The 17,191-nt window shown below is 72.0% G+C and carries 17 protein-coding genes; 4 read left to right on the forward strand and 13 right to left on the reverse strand.

From position 1 onward, the window contains the following. Positions 1-9 precede the first annotated feature (9 nt). Together KIK09_RS38135 and KIK09_RS38140 are read right to left on the reverse strand one after the other, a co-directional pair. On the reverse strand, positions 10-3,519 hold the full coding sequence (locus KIK09_RS38135) for a WD40 repeat domain-containing serine/threonine protein kinase (RefSeq protein WP_214324342.1): 3,510 nt from the start codon (positions 3,517-3,519) through the stop codon (positions 10-12). 32 nt (positions 3,520-3,551) lie between these two features. Next, complete coding sequence (locus KIK09_RS38140; RefSeq protein WP_214324343.1) at positions 3,552-4,334, reverse strand: CPBP family intramembrane glutamic endopeptidase; 783 nt, start codon at positions 4,332-4,334, stop codon at positions 3,552-3,554. Positions 4,335-4,769: 435 nt separating this feature from the next. Here KIK09_RS38140 and KIK09_RS38145 point away from each other — a divergent pair, with 435 nt between their 5' ends. From KIK09_RS38145 to KIK09_RS38155, 3 genes are read left to right on the forward strand one after another with little or no spacing between them, the layout of a single operon-like run. Continuing rightward, positions 4,770-5,585, forward strand: a complete 816-nt coding sequence (locus KIK09_RS38145) for a sensor histidine kinase (RefSeq protein WP_214324344.1) — start codon at positions 4,770-4,772, stop codon at positions 5,583-5,585. Then, entirely contained in the window at positions 5,582-6,211 is a 630-nt protein-coding gene (locus tag KIK09_RS38150; protein ID WP_214324345.1) for a response regulator, read from the forward strand. The genes KIK09_RS38145 and KIK09_RS38150 overlap by 4 nt, the downstream gene beginning before the upstream one ends. 31 nt (positions 6,212-6,242) lie before the next feature. Continuing rightward, positions 6,243-6,596, forward strand: coding sequence for a DUF4260 family protein (locus tag KIK09_RS38155; RefSeq protein ID WP_214324346.1), 354 nt, complete (start codon positions 6,243-6,245; stop codon positions 6,594-6,596). On the opposite strand, the gene KIK09_RS38160 is transcribed toward KIK09_RS38155, so the two are convergent. From KIK09_RS38160 to KIK09_RS38180, 5 genes are all read right to left on the reverse strand, one after another. Further along, positions 6,559-7,026: a peroxiredoxin family protein gene (locus tag KIK09_RS38160; protein WP_214324347.1), complete on the reverse strand. Its 468-nt coding sequence runs from the start codon at positions 7,024-7,026 to the stop codon at positions 6,559-6,561. The two genes, KIK09_RS38155 and KIK09_RS38160, sit on opposite strands and share 38 nt — an antisense overlap. A 42-nt stretch (positions 7,027-7,068) precedes the next feature. Beyond that, on the reverse strand, positions 7,069-7,596 hold the full coding sequence (locus tag KIK09_RS38165) for an RNA polymerase sigma factor (RefSeq protein ID WP_214324348.1): 528 nt from the start codon (positions 7,594-7,596) through the stop codon (positions 7,069-7,071). A gap of 128 nt (positions 7,597-7,724) precedes the next feature. Then, positions 7,725-8,960: a dihydrolipoamide acetyltransferase family protein gene (locus tag KIK09_RS38170; RefSeq protein WP_214324349.1), complete on the reverse strand. Its 1,236-nt coding sequence runs from the start codon at positions 8,958-8,960 to the stop codon at positions 7,725-7,727. Continuing rightward, complete coding sequence (locus tag KIK09_RS38175; protein ID WP_214324350.1) at positions 8,957-9,937, reverse strand: alpha-ketoacid dehydrogenase subunit beta; 981 nt, start codon at positions 9,935-9,937, stop codon at positions 8,957-8,959. Before KIK09_RS38175 ends, KIK09_RS38170 begins: the two co-directional genes overlap by 4 nt. Continuing rightward, on the reverse strand, positions 9,934-11,025 hold the full coding sequence (locus KIK09_RS38180; RefSeq protein ID WP_372455734.1) for a thiamine pyrophosphate-dependent enzyme: 1,092 nt from the start codon (positions 11,023-11,025) through the stop codon (positions 9,934-9,936). The genes KIK09_RS38175 and KIK09_RS38180 overlap by 4 nt, the downstream gene beginning before the upstream one ends. Positions 11,026-11,144: 119 nt before the next feature. Here KIK09_RS38180 and KIK09_RS38185 point away from each other — a divergent pair, with 119 nt between their 5' ends. Next, positions 11,145-11,627 carry an Lrp/AsnC family transcriptional regulator gene (locus KIK09_RS38185; protein WP_214324352.1) on the forward strand — a complete coding sequence of 161 codons (483 nt, stop codon included), beginning with the start codon at positions 11,145-11,147 and terminating at the stop codon, positions 11,625-11,627. Here KIK09_RS38185 and paaE read toward each other — a convergent pair. The 6 genes from paaE to paaZ are packed head-to-tail and all read right to left on the reverse strand — an operon-like array spanning position 11,605 to position 17,161. Continuing rightward, positions 11,605-12,663 carry a 1,2-phenylacetyl-CoA epoxidase subunit PaaE gene (gene paaE, locus KIK09_RS38190; RefSeq protein WP_250574448.1) on the reverse strand — a complete coding sequence of 353 codons (1,059 nt, stop codon included), beginning with the start codon at positions 12,661-12,663 and terminating at the stop codon, positions 11,605-11,607. The two genes, KIK09_RS38185 and paaE, sit on opposite strands and share 23 nt — an antisense overlap. 2 nt (positions 12,664-12,665) lie before the next feature. Further along, positions 12,666-13,148 carry a 1,2-phenylacetyl-CoA epoxidase subunit PaaD gene (gene paaD, locus KIK09_RS38195; protein WP_308164565.1) on the reverse strand — a complete coding sequence of 161 codons (483 nt, stop codon included), beginning with the start codon at positions 13,146-13,148 and terminating at the stop codon, positions 12,666-12,668. Further along, positions 13,145-13,954 carry a 1,2-phenylacetyl-CoA epoxidase subunit PaaC gene (gene paaC, locus KIK09_RS38200; RefSeq protein ID WP_214324355.1) on the reverse strand — a complete coding sequence of 270 codons (810 nt, stop codon included), beginning with the start codon at positions 13,952-13,954 and terminating at the stop codon, positions 13,145-13,147. Before paaC ends, paaD begins: the two co-directional genes overlap by 4 nt. A gap of 11 nt (positions 13,955-13,965) precedes the next feature. Beyond that, positions 13,966-14,244, reverse strand: coding sequence for a 1,2-phenylacetyl-CoA epoxidase subunit PaaB (paaB, locus tag KIK09_RS38205; RefSeq protein ID WP_214324356.1), 279 nt, complete (start codon positions 14,242-14,244; stop codon positions 13,966-13,968). Further along, positions 14,241-15,161 (reverse strand): 1,2-phenylacetyl-CoA epoxidase subunit PaaA, encoded by a 921-nt coding sequence (gene paaA / locus KIK09_RS38210; protein WP_214324357.1) that lies wholly within the window; start codon positions 15,159-15,161, stop codon positions 14,241-14,243. The genes paaB and paaA overlap by 4 nt, the downstream gene beginning before the upstream one ends. After that, positions 15,158-17,161, reverse strand: a complete 2,004-nt coding sequence (gene paaZ / locus KIK09_RS38215) for a phenylacetic acid degradation bifunctional protein PaaZ (RefSeq protein WP_214324358.1) — start codon at positions 17,159-17,161, stop codon at positions 15,158-15,160. The genes paaA and paaZ overlap by 4 nt, the downstream gene beginning before the upstream one ends. Between the last annotated feature and the right edge of the window lie 30 nt (positions 17,162-17,191).

Raw genomic sequence — 17,191 nt, forward strand, 5'->3', positions numbered from 1 at the left:
GGCTGGGGATCACGCGCAGACCTCCACCGCGGGCAGGTCGGGCACATTGGCGGACCACTCCTGCTCACTGAGGGGGCGCGCGAAGCGCCGGCACAGCGCGTCGGCCACGGCGGACGGCGTGACGAGGTGCTCGTGGCGCCCTCCGAGATCGTCGAAGGTGAGCAGCCGGGTACCGTTGGCGGTGAAGGCGGCGAGCCGGACGGAGCCCCGCTCGGCGGGCAGCGCGCCGACCGGCCGGCCGAGCGCCAGGTCGTAGAGACGAACCCGGCCGTCGGAGCCCACGACGGCGGCCAGGTCCTCCACCGGTGAGACAGCCAGTTCGTCGGGAGCGCCTGTCGGGCCGTTGACGACGAGCCTGGGCGAGCCCTGACGGTTCCAGACGGTGAGCCGCCCGTGGTTGTCGGCGGTGACCAGCTCCCCCGACCCCGTGAAGGCGGCGTGGACCAGCTTGGTCACCCGGCCGGTGCCCTGGAAACCGGCGCCGGAGGGTTTCCCCGTCGCGGCGTCAAGCAGCGCGGGCTGCTCGCCGAGCACCGCCATCCTGGTCCCGTCGCGGTTGAAGACCACGTCCGCCAGGCCTCGGGTCTTGACCGACCACAGGGCGCGGCCCGCCCGCCAGTCCCACAGTTGGAGCGTGACCTTGGATGAGTCGTCCGACGTCTCGAGGATCATCGCAACCTTGCCGCCGTCGGGGCTGAAACGCCGCAACCAGGCGGTGCCGTCGAACGGGAGCTGCTTGATCTCCTTCCTGGTGGTGGCATCGTGGATGCGCAGCCGGGTCGTGTTCTGGACGTCCTTGGGCCCGTTCTCGGAGATCTCGAAGGTGCTGATCCCGAACTGCCTGCCGTCGGGGCTGAACTCGATTCCGTTGATGGAGATCGTCTCCTCGGATCCGCCCAGCAGCAGGTGACGGCGTCCGCCGCTGTCGAAGTAGGCGTAGTCGGCCGAGTCCTCACTCTTCACCACCACGCTCCGCGTGCCGTCAGGGCTGACCGCCTCCGTGGTGATGTCGGGATGGGCGGGGGCGGACAGCGCCGACACGTCCAGGGAGAACACCCGGTCCTCGCTCAGGTAGCGCAGCACCTTCCCGCCGGAGTCGAATCTCGGCTGGGGCCACATGGACTCGGCCACCGAATCGATGGAATCCGACGAGGTCGCCATGGTGAGCGTGGCGAGCAGCACCCCGTCGCCCCACACCTGGATCTGCTTCTCCGTGGCCGAGGCGAGCAGCTTCTCGTCCGGGCTGAGCACCACCCGGCCCTGGTTCCACTGGTGTGGACCGACGTCTATCAACGTCCCGTCCAGGAACGGGTCCTTCCCGCTCAGCCCGAGCCGCCCTCGTGGCAGCACCTCGAGCACCAAACCCTTCTTGGTCACCGCCAGCGGATCGGCACAGCTCTTGCACGGCTCCTGTGTCCGCCTGGACGCGGTGACCTTCATGCCGGGCAGCGCGAACCTGCCGATCGTGTCGTTGTCCCGGTAGTGCATGTAGACGGCGGACCCGTCGGGGGTCATCGCGCCGTTCCAGAAGCCGCCCATCGGAGTGGTCCCGCCGGTCCGCAGGTCCCAGAGCGTGAAGTCGCTGTCCTGCTGCAGCACCACGTAGCGGTCGACCGTGCCGAACCTGACGGCCACCACGTCGGTCTGATCGCCCGCGATCGGCTTGCGCAGCGGCCAGACCCGGCCCTGCCTGCCCGTCCTCACGTCCCAGGTGCGCACCTCCCGGTTCGTCAGGACCGCGAGCAGCGCGCCGGACGGGCTGAGCGTCACGTCCAGCGGCGAGCCTTTGACCTGCAGCTTCACCGTGCCGGACTGGCGCCCGGTCACCACGTCCCAGAAACGGGCCTCGCCGCCGCTGACGCTGACCAGCGTCCGGCCGTCGGCGCTGAGCGTGCGGATCGTGCCCGGATCGGTGGACGGGTCGTGGAACATCGCGGTCTCGCGCTGGGCCAGGGAGTCGTTCATCGCCTTGCGCGTCTCGGGGGTCGGATCGAGCCGCCAGGCCGCCACGCTGAGCAGGGCGCCCAGGCGCGGGTCCGTGGCCCTGACGGTGCCGGCCGCCGCCGCGATCCTGGCCGCCTCCGAGACGCGGAACCGGTCGTTGGCCAGCTTGCCCTGCCAGATCGCCACCCCGGTCGCGGCCAGCGCGACCACGAGTAACGCCGCCAGGCTCACCGACACCAGCCGGTTCCTGCGCGCCCTGCGCCGTCCCAGCGCCGCGCCCGCGTCGAGGAAGTCGCGCTCCACCCTGGCCAAGGTGATGTCCCGGCGGGCGGTGGCGGCCCACTGCAGGGCGTGCTCCAGCGACCGGCCGGCGTACAGGTCGCCGTCGCGCCTGCCGCCGTCGTCCCAGCGGCGTGCCGCGGTCAGGATGTCGCGGTGGGCGGCCAGGCCGTCCCTGTTCGTCTCGATCCAGCGGCGGAACCGGGGCCAGGCGTGCGGTAACGCGGGCCTGGCCAGCCGTACCTCCTCGCCGCTGGTCTCCAGCAGGTAGCCGAACACCCGCAGCACGCCCTCGGCCTCGGCGAACTCGCTCAGCCTGGCCCGCCGTACGGCGATGTCGCCCTCGTCGTCGACCGTGACCAGCCGCAGGAACACCTGCGCGGCCAGCTCGCGGTCGGCGGGGCCGAGCATGCCGTAGGCCTCCTCGGCCAGCGGGCCGAGGCCGGGATCGTGCCCCTGCGTGTTCAGCTGCGAGGCGCGGCTGCCCTCCTCGAGCAGGCGCGCGGTGTCGAGGTGCCCGTCGCCGCTGATCAGCGCGAGCAGCAGGGCGCGCGCGGTGGGGCGGCTCAGCGGGTCCTTGCGCAGCGCGGCGTGCACCAGCTGGCGCAGCGACTCCGGCAGGACGGTCAGATCCGGCTCGACCGACATCACCTGGTGCATGACCGCGCCGAGCGTCTCGGCCTTGAACGGGTCCCTGCCGGTCGCGGCGAACAGCACGATCCCGCCCCAGGCGAACACGTCCGCGGGCGCCCCCGCCCGCTCGCCGGTGAACACCTCCGGCGCCATGTAGGTGGGTGTCCCGGAGATCAGGCCGGTCGCGGTCAGCGACATCTCCAGCGTCCGCGCCAGCCCGAAGTCGATCACCCGCGGGCCGTCGGGCCCCAGCAGCACGTTGTCCGGCTTCATGTCCCGGTGGATCACGCCCGCGTCGTGGATCGCGGTCAGCGCGGTCGCGACGCCGGTCGCCAGCCGGTGCAGCTCGCCGCCGTCGAAGGCCCTGCCCTCCCGTACGGCCTGCCCCAGGCTGGGCCCTTCGACGTACTCGCTGACCAGGTACGGCCTGGGCCCGGTGAGATCGGCGTCGATGAGCCCGGCCGTGCAGAAGGACGACACGCGGCGCGCCGCGATGACCTCACGCTCGAGCAACCCCACGTCGGCGCCGTGCAACATCTTGATCGCCACCCGGTGCCCGGCCGCGTCGTAGCCCTCGTACACGACCCCCTGGCCGCCCGCGCCCAATCGCCCGGCCAGCCAGTACCCACCGATCCGCGCCGGATCACCCGTCACAAGAGTCACAGGAGCTTGGATGTATGACAAGCCGACAATGTTCACATATGTGTCAGTGAGATCGGACTCGGTGCGCGGCGCTTGAGGAGGAAGAGGAGGGCGACCACGGTCGTGGTGGCGGCCAGGATGACGAGCTGCACGCCGAAGTTGGTCGGCTGGACGGGAAGCAGCCGGTACCCGATGTGGAACCCGGTGTGGAAGCCGATCGCCGCCCACAGCGTGCCGGTGCGGGACCGGGCAGCACCGCAGGCGAGGCCGAGGGTCATGGCCTGCGCGACGAAGATGAGCCTTTCCGCGAGGCCCTGGGCCGAGCTCTGGGAGAAGATGTGGATGGAGCCGAAGGCCACCGAGCTGATCACGAGGACCGCCCGGGGAGAGAAGCGCTCCGACAGCATGTCGAAGAGGTGGCCGCGGAACCAGAGCTCCTCGGGGAAGGCCTGGCCGAGGACGATGGTCGCGATGACCAGCGGGAGCGCCAGCAGCTTCGACGGCTCCGGAGCCGGTGGCCACGTGGCGACCCCGAGGGCCGCCGAGAGGGCGTTGGCCGCGATGACCGCGGCCATGGCCGCGCCCAGGCCGAGCAGCGCCTTGGGCAGCGCGGACCAGGAGCGGGTGAGGTGCAGGCCCTGCCAGGGGCGGTGGGCGAGGTAGCGCCTGACCAGCCAGACGAGCAGGACGGCCAGGGACGTGACGCCGAGTGCGGCCAGCGGCTCCCGCACCAGGTTGGTGCGCTCGAACAGGAGCGAGGCGGGCAGGCTCCCGCAGATGATCGACGCGAACAGCCCGGCGACCGTAACGATCGCGGAGATCAACGTGGATTTCATACCCCGGAACGCTACGAAGATCGACCCGCGCGCACATCGAGCCCGGGATAGAACCCGGCATGACCAAAGTCATGGTGACCCGAGCGGGATGTCCGTGACCTGAAGATCGCCGTAGGGTGCCAAGCATGGCCCTCCTGCGCGACCCCGCCCGCCCCGTGCTGTTCGACGTGGTGTTCTGGGTGGTGTTCGCCGCCACCGCGGTCGACGGCCTGACCAGGGAGAAGCTGCCGATCTTCACCGTGGCGTTCGCCGTCGACATGGTGCTCGTCGCGGCTCTCTGGCTGCTGCTGCCGTGGAACCCCGCCGCGGGCAGGCGCAAGCTTCTGGCCGTCCCGTTCCTGCTCGCCGCGATCACGCTGGGGCTGACCGGGTCGGGAGGGACGCATGGGCCGATCATCCTGATCTCCATCGCCAACCTGGCCCTTCCTGTACGGCATGCGGGTCGCCGCCACGGTCCTCGGGATCGTCCTGGCCGCCACCTTCCCGCTGGCGCTGGTGCCGCCGGGCCGGGGATGGGGCGACGCCGTGGCGCAGCTCGTGCCCATCACCTTCCTCGGAGCGTTCGTCCTGGGGATGGCCTCTGCGGTGCTGGAGGCGCGCCGCCGCCGCGAGGAGGCGCAGGGCCTGCTCGACCGCGTCCGCGAACTGGCCGTGGCCGAGGAACGCGCCCGCATGGCCAGGGACATGCACGACTCCATCGGGCACCACCTCACCGTGATCAAGATGGGCCTGGAGAACGCCGAACGCTTCCGCGACCTGCGCCCCTCCGACGCCTGGGACGAGGTACGGCAGGCCAAACAGCTGACCGCCGAAGCCATGGCCGAGGCCAGACGCTGGGTCAGGGCGCTGCGCCCGCTGGCACTGGACGGGCACATCGGCAGCGCCGCGTTGGAACGCCTGGCGGGCTCGTTCGACGGCACAGGCGTGCAGGTCAGCTTCGAGGTGGAGGGCACCGAGCGCCGACTCGACCCCGACGCGGAGCTGGTGCTGTACCGGACGCTGCAGGAGGGACTGACCAACGCGCTGCGCCACGCCTGCGCCTCCCGCGTGCACGGCAGGCTCACCTTCGACCGTGACAAGGTGGTGCTGGTGGTCGGCGACGACGGCAGGGGCTCGGCAGGAGGCGGGCCGGGCTTCGGGCTCGCCTCGCTGGACGAGCGGGCCAAGGCGCTGGGCGGCGCCGTGCACGCGGGGAACGCGGCGGGCGGCGGGTTCGAGGTGCGGGCCGAGCTGCCGGTGGCGCGGTCATGATCCGGGTGCTGCTGGTGGACGACCAGATCCTGATGCGGCAGGGGCTGCGCAAGCTGCTGGAGATCGAGGACGGGATCGAGGTGGCCGGCGAGGCGGCCGACGGGCACGAGGCGCTGCGGCGGGTGCCCGCGTGCCGTCCCGACGTGGCGCTGGTCGACGCCAGGATGCCGGGGATGGACGGGGTGGAGCTGATCGCCCGTTTGACGGCGGAGCATCCCGAGGTGGCGGCGATCGTGCTCAGCACCTTCGACGAGGACGAGTACATCTTCGGCGCGCTGCGCGCCGGCGCCCGCGGATACCTGCTCAAGGACTGCTCACCGCAGGAACTGGTCGACGCCATCGGCAAGGCCCACCGCGGCGAGGTCGTGCTCGACCCGCCGGTCGCCGCGCGGCTGGTGGCCGACGTGCGGCGCGGCCGCCCGGTCCCCGGCGGCGAGCGGCTGTCGGCGCGCGAGCAGGAGGTCGCCCGGCTGGTCGGGGCCGGGGCGTCCAACAGGGAGATCGCCGCCCGCCTGGTCATCACCGAGGGCACGGTGAAGAACCACGTCTCCAGCATCCTGCGCAAGCTCGGCCTACGCGACAGGACCCGCCTCGCGCTCCACCTGTCCGCCCACCGCGACAACTGAACCAGCCGCATGTTCCCCTACGCTGTCGTGGGTGAAGACCGAGATCGCCAGACGTGTCGCCTGGGGAGCGCTCGCCCTGTTCCTGGCCGCCTTCGCGGTCTTCGAGAGCGTCAAGTACGGCCTGCCGACCACCGCCGCCGCGCTGCTGTTCTTCGCCCTCCCCGACGCGTCCAGGCTGGCGGGGATCCGCCCGCCGGGCCTGCCCTACCAGGCGGTCCACCGTCTCTGGATCCCCCTGGTAGTGGCGGTCGGCTACAGCTTCGGCCCGATTGTCTGGCCTCCGCTTTTCACCGCGGCCCTCGGCTGGCTCACCCGAATCGCCCTGGACCGCACCCTGGGCCGCGGTCTCATACGCGGGAGCGGAGAGCCTGCACGGCGGCGGTGATCCCCTTCTTGTCGTAGGCGCCGGTGGGCATGGTGGCGCCGTGGGCGTGGCGGACGATGCCGGCCGCGTCGACGAGGATGCTGCCCGACTGCTGCATCGAGCCGAAGGCCTTCCTGCTCAGGCCGACCATCTCGTGCGGGGTGCCGCGGCGGCCGACGAGCACGCGGAACGGGATCTGACGCTTGTCCTTCCACGCGGCCGCCTCCTGGCGGTCCTCCGGAACCGCGACGAGGATCTTGACGTTGTCGGCCGCGAGCTCGTCGCGGCGCCGGACGAGGTCCTTGATGTGCTGGTTGCAGACCGGGCATGACGCCGACCGCATGAAGTAGACCAGCACGGCATGATCTCCCCGGTATTCGGACAGGCGGACGGTCCGGCCCTCGGTGTCCTCGAGCACCACGTCGGGCATGGGCGATCCGTTTTCAAGCATGGCGAAGCTCCCCTTCGAACTGGGTGTGGAAACGCGGCCTGCTCAGGAAGGGCGGGTCAGGCTGAGCCGGACCGCGCTGCGGGCCCGGTGGAGCTGGGACTTCATCGCGGCGGTGCTCAGGCCGAGCATCTCGGCGACCCTTCGCCCCGGATAGCCCAGGATGTCCCGCAGGATCAGCACTCTGCGCTGAACCTCAGGCAGCTCCCTGATCGCCTGCGCGACGAACTCGGCTTCCAGCCGGCGGATGACCTCGTCCTCTGCCGACGTCACCAGACTGGCGACGTCCTCGTGACCGCCGTCGAGCAGCAGCCGGGTGCGGCGCAGGCACTCGTTCTTGACGATCCTGAACATCCAGGAGGCCAGCGCGCCCGTTGCCCGCAGCGTGCCGATCTTCCGGTAGAGGATGATCAGCGCCTCCTGCGCGGCGTCCTCGGCATCCTGCGGGGACGCGCACAGGTGCTCGGCGAAGCGCCGCACGTGGGTGTGGGCACCGTGGACCACCGCGGTGATCGACTCGCGATCACCGGCCTGCGCGGCCTCGATCAGCTGCGTGCTCGCCCACTCAGCCACGTCGGCGTCCTTGTCGTCGGCGCGAGGTCATTCCACATCTTCCTTCCAAACATGGCCATCACCCCATAAGAGGGCATCACCCCCCAAAAGGATTCACCATTGGCTCGAGTCGTCTCGCTCTGCCTCGGCTACAGCGTGGTCAGGGCTTGCTGGGGGTCCTCGATGGAGTCGGCCATGAAGCGGAGGAAGGAGGCCGCGGTGCCGCCGTCGCAGACCCGGTGGTCGAAGGCGAAGGAGAGCTGGGCGATCTTGCGGACCGCCAGGGTGCCGTCGACGGCCCAGGGGCGGTCGATGATGCGGCCCAGGCCGAGGATGGCGGTTTCCGGGTGGTTGATGATGGGGGCGGCGCCGTCCACGCCGAAGACCCCGTAGTTGTTGAGGGTGAAGGTGCCCCCGGTGAGGTCGGCCGGGGTCAGGGCGCCGTCGCGGGCGGCGGCCGTCAGGCGGGTCAGCTCGTCGTGGAGGGCCGCGGCGCTGAGTCTGTGCGCGTCCTTGATGACGGGGACGACCAGGCCGTGGTCCGTCTGGGCGGCGAAGCCGAGGTTGACGCCGTCCAGGACGAGGATCTCGCCTGCTTCGGTGTCCACCCGGCTGTTGAGGACGGGGTGCCGGGCCAGCCCGGCGATGACGAAGCGGGCAATGAGGGCCAGCAGGCCGATGGGTCGCTTGGCGTTGAGCGTCCGGCGGAGCTGGACGAGTTCGGTGGCGTCGACGTCGACCCAGGTCGTGGCTTCGGGGATCTCACGGCGGCTGCGCGTGAACAGCTCGGCGGCGGCCCTGCGGGCGCCTCGCAGCGGGATGCGCTCGAGGACCGGCAGCGGGAGCGGTGCGCTCGCCTGGGGAGCGGGTTCCTCGGGCAGGGTCGCCTGGGAGGCGGTGATGGCATTGGTGACGTCGGCCCGGGTGATGACGCCGCCGGGGGCGCTGCCGGTGAGAGTGGTGAGGTCGACGGCGTTCTCGCGGGCCAGGCGACGGACGACCGGGGAGATGACCAGCGGCTTGCCGGTGCCCGCGGTGGCGGGGCGGCGGGGGACGCGCCGGGCGCGGCCGGTGGCGCTGGTGCCGTAGCCGACCAGGACGTTGCCGGATCCCGCGCGCTCCTCCTCGATGTAGCGGGCCGCTGCCGCGTCGGTGATGGTGATGATGGGCGCGCCCACGGCCACGACGTCGCCCTCGGCCGCCGGCTGGGCGGTGACGACGCCGGCGTAGGGGGTGGGGAGTTCGACCGTGGCCTTGGCGGTTTCGACCTCGACGATGGGCTGGTCGACCGTGACCTGGTCGCCGACCTTGACCAGCCAGCGGACGATCTCCGCCTCCGTGAGGCCCTCGCCCAGGTCCGGCAGGGTGAACTGGCTGGTGGTCACGCGTCCTCCCACTGCAGGGTGGCGACGGCGTCCAGGACGCGGTCGACGCTGGGCAGGTGATGGTGCTCGAGCTTGGGCGGCGGGTAGGGGATGTCCAGCCCGGTGACGCGGCGCACGGGCGCCTCGAGGGAGTGGAAGCAGCGTTCCCCGATGCGGGCGGCGATCTCGGAGGAGACGCTGGCGAAGCCCTGCGCCTCGGCGACGACCACGGCACGGCCCGTCTTGCGGACGCTGGCGAACACGGTGGCCTCGTCGAAAGGCACGATGGTGCGCAGGTCGACGACCTCGAGAGACCAGCCCTCCGCGGCGGCGGCCTGCGCGGCCTCCAGCGCGACGGGCACCGCAGGTCCGTAGGCGACCAGCGTGGCGTCCTGGCCCGCCCTGCGGACGGCGGCCGTGCCGAAGGGTGCGGTGCGCACCGGCAGTGTGACCTCCTCCTTGCTCCAGTAGAGCCGCTTGGGCTCCAGGAACACGACCGGGTCGGGGGAGTCGACGGCCTCGCGGAGCAGGCTGTAGGCGTCGGAGGGCGTGGCGGGGGCCACGACCGTCAGGCCGGGCGTGTGCGCGTAGTAGGCCTCGGAGGAGTCGCTGTGGTGCTCGACGCCGCCGATGCCGCCCGCGTAGGGGACGCGGATCACCATGGGCAGGGTGAGCGCGCCGCGGGTGCGGTTGCGCATCTTGGCGACGTGGCTGGCGATCTGCTCGAAGGCCGGATAGGCGAACGCGTCGAACTGCATCTCCACGACCGGGCGCAGCCCGTTCATGGCCATGCCGACGGCCATCCCCACGATCCCCGACTCGGCGAGCGGGGTGTCGAAGCAGCGCTGCTCGCCGTACTTGGCGGTGAGCCCGTCGGTGACGCGGAAGACGCCGCCCAGCGGCCCGACGTCCTCGCCGAAGACCAGGACGCTCTCGTCGGCCTCGATGGCGTCGGCGAGCGCGGCGTTGACGGCCTGGGCGAAGGTGACGGTGGTCACCGGTCCTCCTCACCGAGTTCGGCCAGCAGTCGCGCGGCCTGCTCTCGCAGCTGGGGGGTGGGGGCGGCGTAGACGTGGGCGAACAGATCCTCGGGGGCGACCGCCGGCTCGCCGGACAGGCGGGCGCGCAGGTCGGCGGCGACCGCCTCGGCCTCGGCGTCGATCTCCTCCACGGAGGTCAGGAGCCCGGCGGCGCGCAGGTAGGCGGTGATGCGGTCCAGCGGGTCGCGTTCCAGCCAGGCGGCGACCTCGCCGTCGGGCCGGTAGCGGGTGGCGTCGTCGGCGTTGGTGTGGGCCTCGATGCGGTAGGTGTGCGCCTCGACGAGCGTGGGGCCGCCGCCGCTCCTGGCGCGTTCCACGGCCTTGCCGACCACGGCGAGCACGGCTGCCACGTCGTTGCCGTCCACGCTCACACCCGGCACGCCGTACCCGACGGCCTTGTGCGCCAGCGAGGGGGCGGCGCTCTGGCGGGCCAGCGGCACCGAGATGGCGTACCCGTTGTTCTGCACGAAGAAGACGACCGGGGCCTGGAAGACGGCGGCGAAGTTCATCGCCTCGTGGAAGTCGCCCTCGCTGGTGGCGCCGTCGCCGAGGAAGGCCAGCGCGACCTCGTCCAGGCCGCGGGCGCGGGCGGCGTAGGCGGCGCCGACGGCGTGCAGGGACTGGGTGGCCAGCGGCGTGCACTGGGGAGCGGTGCGGTGGGCGCGCGGGTCGTAGCCGCAGTGCCAGTCGCCGCGCAGCAGCGTCAGCACCTCGACCGGGTCGATGCCGCGCGTCACCAGGGCGACGCTCTCGCGGTAGGTGGGGAACACCCAATCCGTGCCGCGTACGGCGAGCACCGCGCCGACCTGGCTGGCCTCCTGGCCGTGCGAGGACGGGTAGACCGCCAGCCGGCCCTGCTTGACCAGGCTGGTGGCCTGCCGGTCGAAGCGGCGGCCGATCACCAGGGCCCGGTGCGCGGCCAGCAGCGCCTCGGCCGGCGGCATGCCGTACCCCTGGGCCCTGGATCTGGGGGCGCGGTCGCCGTGCTCGTCGACGAGCTGCACGGGCAGTGCTGAGGGCAGAAGCTCGGTTCCGGGTTTCGCCACCACGGCATGCCTCCTCTCGTGGCTGTTTGTCAGATACAGTCCGCCCTGAGCTGCTATATGTCTAGACATATTGTGAAATGCCAGACGAATGGACTGATTTCATGAAGAGGGAAGGCCAAGTGACCGTCGAGCTCGACGACGTCGACCGGAAGATCATCACCGAGCTGTCCAGGGACGCCCGCCTGTCGGTCAGGTCGCTGGCCGAGCGCCTGCACATCTCCCGCGCGAGCGCCTACAGCAGGCTCGACAGGCTCATCACCGACGGCGTGGTGCGCGGGTTCTCCGTGCGGCTGGATCCGGCCATGATCGGGCTGACCACGTCGGCGTACGTGACGCTGCGCATCGAGCAGAACTCCTGGCGCGAGGTGAGCGCAAGGCTGCGTGAAGTATCCGGCATACTGAACTTCGCCCTGATCGGCGGGGACTTCGACGTGCTCGCCCTGGTCCGGGTGGCCGGTCAGGGCGAGCTGCGCGACCTGGTGCTCAACGACCTGCACTCCATCCCCGGGGTGCTGAGCACCCGCACGCATCTCATCTTCGACGAGTCGAACGACGACATGCTGCTCGGCGGGAGTACGGCTACGCGTCGTAGTCGACCGTGACGGTGCCGGAGACGGGTTCGGACTGGCAGGTGAGGACGAATCCGGCCTCCAGCTCGGCCGGGTCGAGCGCGAAGTTGCGCCGCATGCGCACCTCGCCGTCCACGACCCTGGCCCTGCACGTGCCGCACACGCCGCCCTTGCAGGCGAAGGGCAGGTCGGGCCGCACCCGTTGCGCCCCGTCCAGGACGGTGGTGCCGGCGGGCAGCTCCACCACGCTCTTGCGCCCGTCCAGGACCAGCGTGACCGTGGCGGCGGGACTCCCGCTCGCCGGTTCGGCGTGGGTGTGCGGCGGGGGCGGCTCCTCCTCGACGTAGAACAGCTCGCGGTGCACGCGCTCGCGCGGGACGCCCAGCTCGGCCAGCACCGCCATGCCGTCGACGACCATGCCGTGCGGGCCGCACAGCCACCAGTGGTCGACCTCCTCGACCGGGATCAGCCGCCGGACCAGCGTGGCCAGCCGGTCGGCGTCGAGCCGGCCGCTGAACAGCTCGGCGTCGCGCGGCTCGCGCGACAGCACGTGGACCAGCTCGAGCCGCTCGGGATGGGCGTCCTTGAGGTCGGCGAGCTCGTCGGCGAACATCACGCTCTGGCTGGTGCGGTTGCCGTACAGCAGGGTCACCCGGGTGTCGGGTACGGCCAGCGCCGAGGCGGCCAGCGACAGGATGGGGGTGATCCCCGAGCCCGCCGCGATCAGCACGTGGCGTTCGCCGGGCAGCAATTCGGCGGTGAAGGAGCCGCTCGGCGGCAGCACCTCGATCTCGTCGCCGGGACGCACCTGGCGGGTCAGCCAGCCGGAGAACAGCCCGCCGGGCACCTCGCGGACGCCGACGCGCGGCGACCCGCCCGCGGGGGAGCAGATGGAGTAGGAGCGGCGCTCGTCCCTGCCGTCCACGATGCGGCGCAGGGTCAGCGACTGGCCTGGGCGGAAGGCGTACAGCTCGGCCAGCTCGTCGGGAATCGCGAAGGTCACGGCGACGGCGTCGGCGCACAGCCGTTCGACGGCGTCCACGCGCAGCGGGTGGGAGGAGGCGCCCATGGTCAGATCTCCTTGAAGTGGTCGAAGGTTTCGCCACATGAGCGGCAGCGGCGCAACGCGCGGCAGGCCGTGGAGCCGAACTCGGAAAGCTCAAGCGTGTCGGCCGAGCCGCACTGCGGGCAGTTCGCCCGCCGCGACGGCCCGAGCGTGAGCGGGATCGGCCCCGCGCGGTGCGGCGCGGGACCCGGGGGAGCGATCCCGGCCTCGGCGAGCTTGCGGCGGCCCGACTCGCTGATCCAGTCGGAGCTCCACGCGGGGGAGAGCGCCACCCGCACGTCGACCTCGTCGTAACCCGCCTCGCCGAGCCGGCGCACCAGATCGTCGCGCATGGCGCCCAGCGCGGGGCAGGCCGTGTACGTCGGCGTGATCCACACGGTCACGCGGCCCGCGTCCTCCTTGACGTCGCGGAGCACGCCCAGCTCGGCGAGCGTGAGCTGGGGCAGTTCCGGATCCACGACTGCCGCCGCGACCTCCGCGGCCCTCACCACGTCGCACCCGGCAGTGCTCGGGCGACGCCCTGCATCTCCTCCAGCAGGGAGGCGAGCGCGGGATCGTGGCGGCCCCGCCGTACCGGCTCACCGGGGGCGTCGGCGGGGACGGTCAGGGTGGCGGCGTGCAGCACCTCGGCGATGACGGCGTCGAACTCGGCGCGCAGCGCAGCCGGGTCCAGGCCGATCTCGTCGTCGGTGAACAGCCCGCCGACCAGCGGCCACAGGGCGTCCACGGCCTGCTGCGCGCGGGCGTGCGAGTGGTCGGTGCCGTCACCGAGCCGCAGCGTCCAGCGGGCGGCGTAGTCGCGGTGGTAGGTGACCTCCTTGACGCCCTTGGCCGCGATGGCGGACAGCAGCTCGTCGGCGTCGTCCGCCAGGCGGCGCAGGAGCGCCAGCCGCCAGGTGGAGAAGACCAGGAGCCGGGCGATCAGGTCGGCGAAGTCCCCGTGGGGGGCCTCGACCAGGGCGACGCTGCGGAACTCGGCGGGATCGCGCAGGAAGGCCAGCGCGTCCTCGTCCCCGCCGGTGCGCGACAGCAGCAGCCTGGCCTGGCCGAGCAGGTCGAGGGCGATGTTGGCCAGGGCGACCTCGTCCTCCAGCTCGGGGGCGCGGGTGCACCACTGCTGGACGCGGTGCGACATGATCAGCGCGTCGTCGCCCAGGGCCAGGCAGCGGGCCGCCAGCTCCGGACCCGCCGGGGGCGCGGGGATGCCCGCCAGCGGGTCGGCGAAGCCGGTCCCGAAGGCCCAGTGGGCGCCGCCGTCCTGGTCCAGGGCCTCGTAGGCGTTGTCGAAGCTCACCTCACCACTCCCTAGATGTGCGGGACGTCGTCGGGGATGGCGTAGAAGGTCGGGTGCCGGTAGACCTTGTCGCCGCTCGGCTCGAAGAAGGCGTCCTTCTCGTCCGGGCTGGAGGCGATGATGTCGGCCGAGCGGACGACCCAGATGCTCACGCCCTCGTTGCGGCGCGTGTACAGGTCGCGGGCGTTGTGCAGCGCCGACTCGTCGTCGGGCGCGTGCAGCGAGCCGACGTGGACGTGGTTGAGTCCCCGCTTGCCCCGGATGAACACCTCGTACAGCGGCCAGGTCATGCCACTCGCCTCCGTTCGTGCTTGGCCGCGTACGCCTCGGCGGCCTCGCGGACCCAGGCGCCCTCCTCGTGCGCGGCCTGCCGGCGGGCGATCCGCTCGGCGTTGCAGGGGCCGCCGCCGGAGATGACCCGCCGCAGCTCGTCCCAGTCGGGGGTGCCGAAGTCGTGGTGCCCGCGCTCCTGGTTCCAGCGCAGCTCGGGATCCGGCAGCGTGACGCCGAGCCGCTCGGCCTGGGGGACGGTCATGTCCACGAAGCGCTGGCGCAGCTCGTCGTTGCTGTGCCGCTTGATCTTCCACGCCATGGACTGCGCGCTGTTGGGCGAGTCGCCGTCGGGCGGGCCGAACATCATCAGCGACGGCCACCACCAGCGGTCCACCGCGTCCTGCACCATGGCGCGCTGCGCCTCGGTGCCCCGCATCATGGTCATCAGCAGCTCGTAGCCCTGGCGCTGGTGGAAGGACTCCTCCTTGCAGATGCGGATCATGGCGCGCGCGTACGGGCCGTAGGAGCTGCGGCACAGCGGCACCTGGTTGCAGATCGCGGCGCCGTCCACCAGCCAGCCGATCACCCCGACGTCGGCGAAGGTGAGCGTGGGGTAGTTGAAGATCGAGGAGTACTTCTGGCGGCCACTGATGAGCCGCTCGGTCAGGTCGGTGCGGTCCACCCCGAGGGTCTCGGCGGCCGAATACAGGTACAGGCCGTGCCCGGCCTCGTCCTGGACCTTGGCCAGCAGGATCGCCTTGCGCCGCAGCGACGGGGCCCTGGTGATCCACTCGCCCTCGGGCTGCATGCCGATGATCTCGGAGTGGGCGTGCTGGGCGATCTGCCGGATCATGGTCTTCCGGTAGCCGTCGGGCATGTCGTCGCGCGGCTCGACCCGCCGGTCCGCCGCGATCACCTCGTCGAACGTGCTCACCTCGCCTCCTTGGCGACCAGGGTCAGGACGTCGTACTTGGCGACCGACTCGCCGTTCTGGTTGGTGACGTCGGTGTCCCAGCGGACCTCGCCGTAGTCGGCGTTCTCGCGCGGGCTGATCTGCTTGGCCGTCAGCGTCACCGTCAGCTCGTCGCCCGGCTTGACCGGGGTGAGGAACCGCAGGTTCTCCAGCCCGTAGTTGGCCAGCACCGGGCCGGGCTCGGGCGCCACGAACAGCCCGGCGGCGAAGGAGACGACCAGGTAGCCGTGCGCCACGATGCCGCCGAACAGCGGGTTGGCGGCGGCGGCCGCCTCGTCGGTGTGGGCGTAGAAGGTGTCGCCGGTGAACTCGGCGAAGTGCGCCACGTCCTCGTCGGTGACCCGCCTCGGCCCCGCGGTGACCGTGTCGCCGATGCGCAGCTCGGCCAGGCTCTTGCGGAAGGGGTGCACGTCCTCGGAGCGGCTGGCTCCCGGCGTCCACACGCCGGTCACGGCCGTGAGCACGTCGGGGGAGCCCTGCAGCGCGGTGCGCTGCATGTGGTGCTTGACCGCCCGCACGCCTCCCAGCTCCTCGCCGCCGCCCGCGCGGCCGGGACCGCCGTGCACCAGCATCGGCAGCGGCGAACCGTGGCCGGTCGACTCCTTGGCGTCCGTCCGGTCGAGCACCAGCAGCCTGCCGTGCCAGGGCGCCAGCCCGAGCACGACCTCACGGGCGAAGCCGGGATCCTCGGTGACGATGGACCCGACCAGGCTGCCGCGTCCCCGGGCGGCGTAGTCGACGGCCTGCTCGGCCGAGCCGTACGGCATGAGCATGCTGACCGGCCCGAACGCCTCGATCTCGTGCGGCTCGGCCCTGTCGGGGTCGCCCGCCAGCAGGATCGGCGACATGAACGCGCCGGCCTGCGCGTCCGCGCCCACCACCCGCACCTGGTCGAGGTCGCCGAACAGCAGCTCGCCGCCGAGCGCCTTCACCGCGGCGCGCACCTCCTCGCGCTGGCGCAGGCTGACCAGCGGCCCCATCGTCACGCCCTCGGCCAGCGGCGCGCCGACCACGACCTGCTCCAGGCGGGCGCGCACCGCTTCGGTCACCTCCGCCAGGCGCTCGCGCGGGACGAACGCGCGGCGGATCGCCGTGCACTTCTGCCCGGCCTTGGCGGTCATCTCGGTCACCAGCTGCGCCGCGTACAGGTCGACGTCCCCGTCGGGGCCCAGGATCGAGCAGTTCAGCGAGTCGGCCTCGGCGTTGAACCGTACGGCGCGCTCCACCACCGCCGGGTGCGTCCGCAGCCGGCGCGCGGTCGACGCCGACCCGGTGAACCCCACCAGGTCCTGCTCGGTCAGGTGCTCGAACAGGTCGCCCACGTCCCCGCAGACGAGCTGCACCGAGCCCTCGGGCAGGATGCCGGACTCCACGATCAGCTCCACCAGCCGCGCGGTCAGGTACGCGGTCTGGCTCGCGGGCTTGATCAGGCTGGGCACCCCGGCCACGAACGCCGGGGCGAGCTTCTCCAGCGGCCCCCAGACGGGGAAGTTGAAGGCGTTGATCTGCACGGCGACGCCCCGCAGCGGCGTGAGCAGGTGGCGGCCGGCGAACGTGCCGCCCCGGCCGAGCACCTCCGGCTCGCCCTCCACGAGGGTGTCCGCGTTGGGCAGCTCGCGCCGGCCCTTGCTCGAGTAGGACAGCAGCGTGCCGATCCCGCCGTCGACGTCGATCCACGCGTCGCCCTTGGTCGCGCCGGCGCGGGCCTCGAGCGCGTACAGCTCGTCGCGGTGCTCGCGTAGGTGGGAGCCCAGCGCCTTCAGCAGGGCGGCCCGCTGGTGGAAGGTCAGGCGGCGCAGCTCGGCGCCCTGGCGGCGGCCGTAGGCCAGCGCCGCGGCGAAGTCCACGCCGGTCGAGGAGACGCGGGCGATCTGCTCGCCGGTCACCGCGTCGTGCACCGGCGCGCCCTCGTCCGGGGGCGTGTGCCAGGCCCCGGATACGTAGCTGCGTAGAGCGGTCATAGGAGCTGCCCCTTCCCGAATTACTGACTG

The organism is Nonomuraea sediminis (genome assembly GCF_018531495.1).
Taxonomy (GTDB): Bacteria; Actinomycetota; Actinomycetes; order Streptosporangiales; family Streptosporangiaceae; genus Nonomuraea; species Nonomuraea sediminis.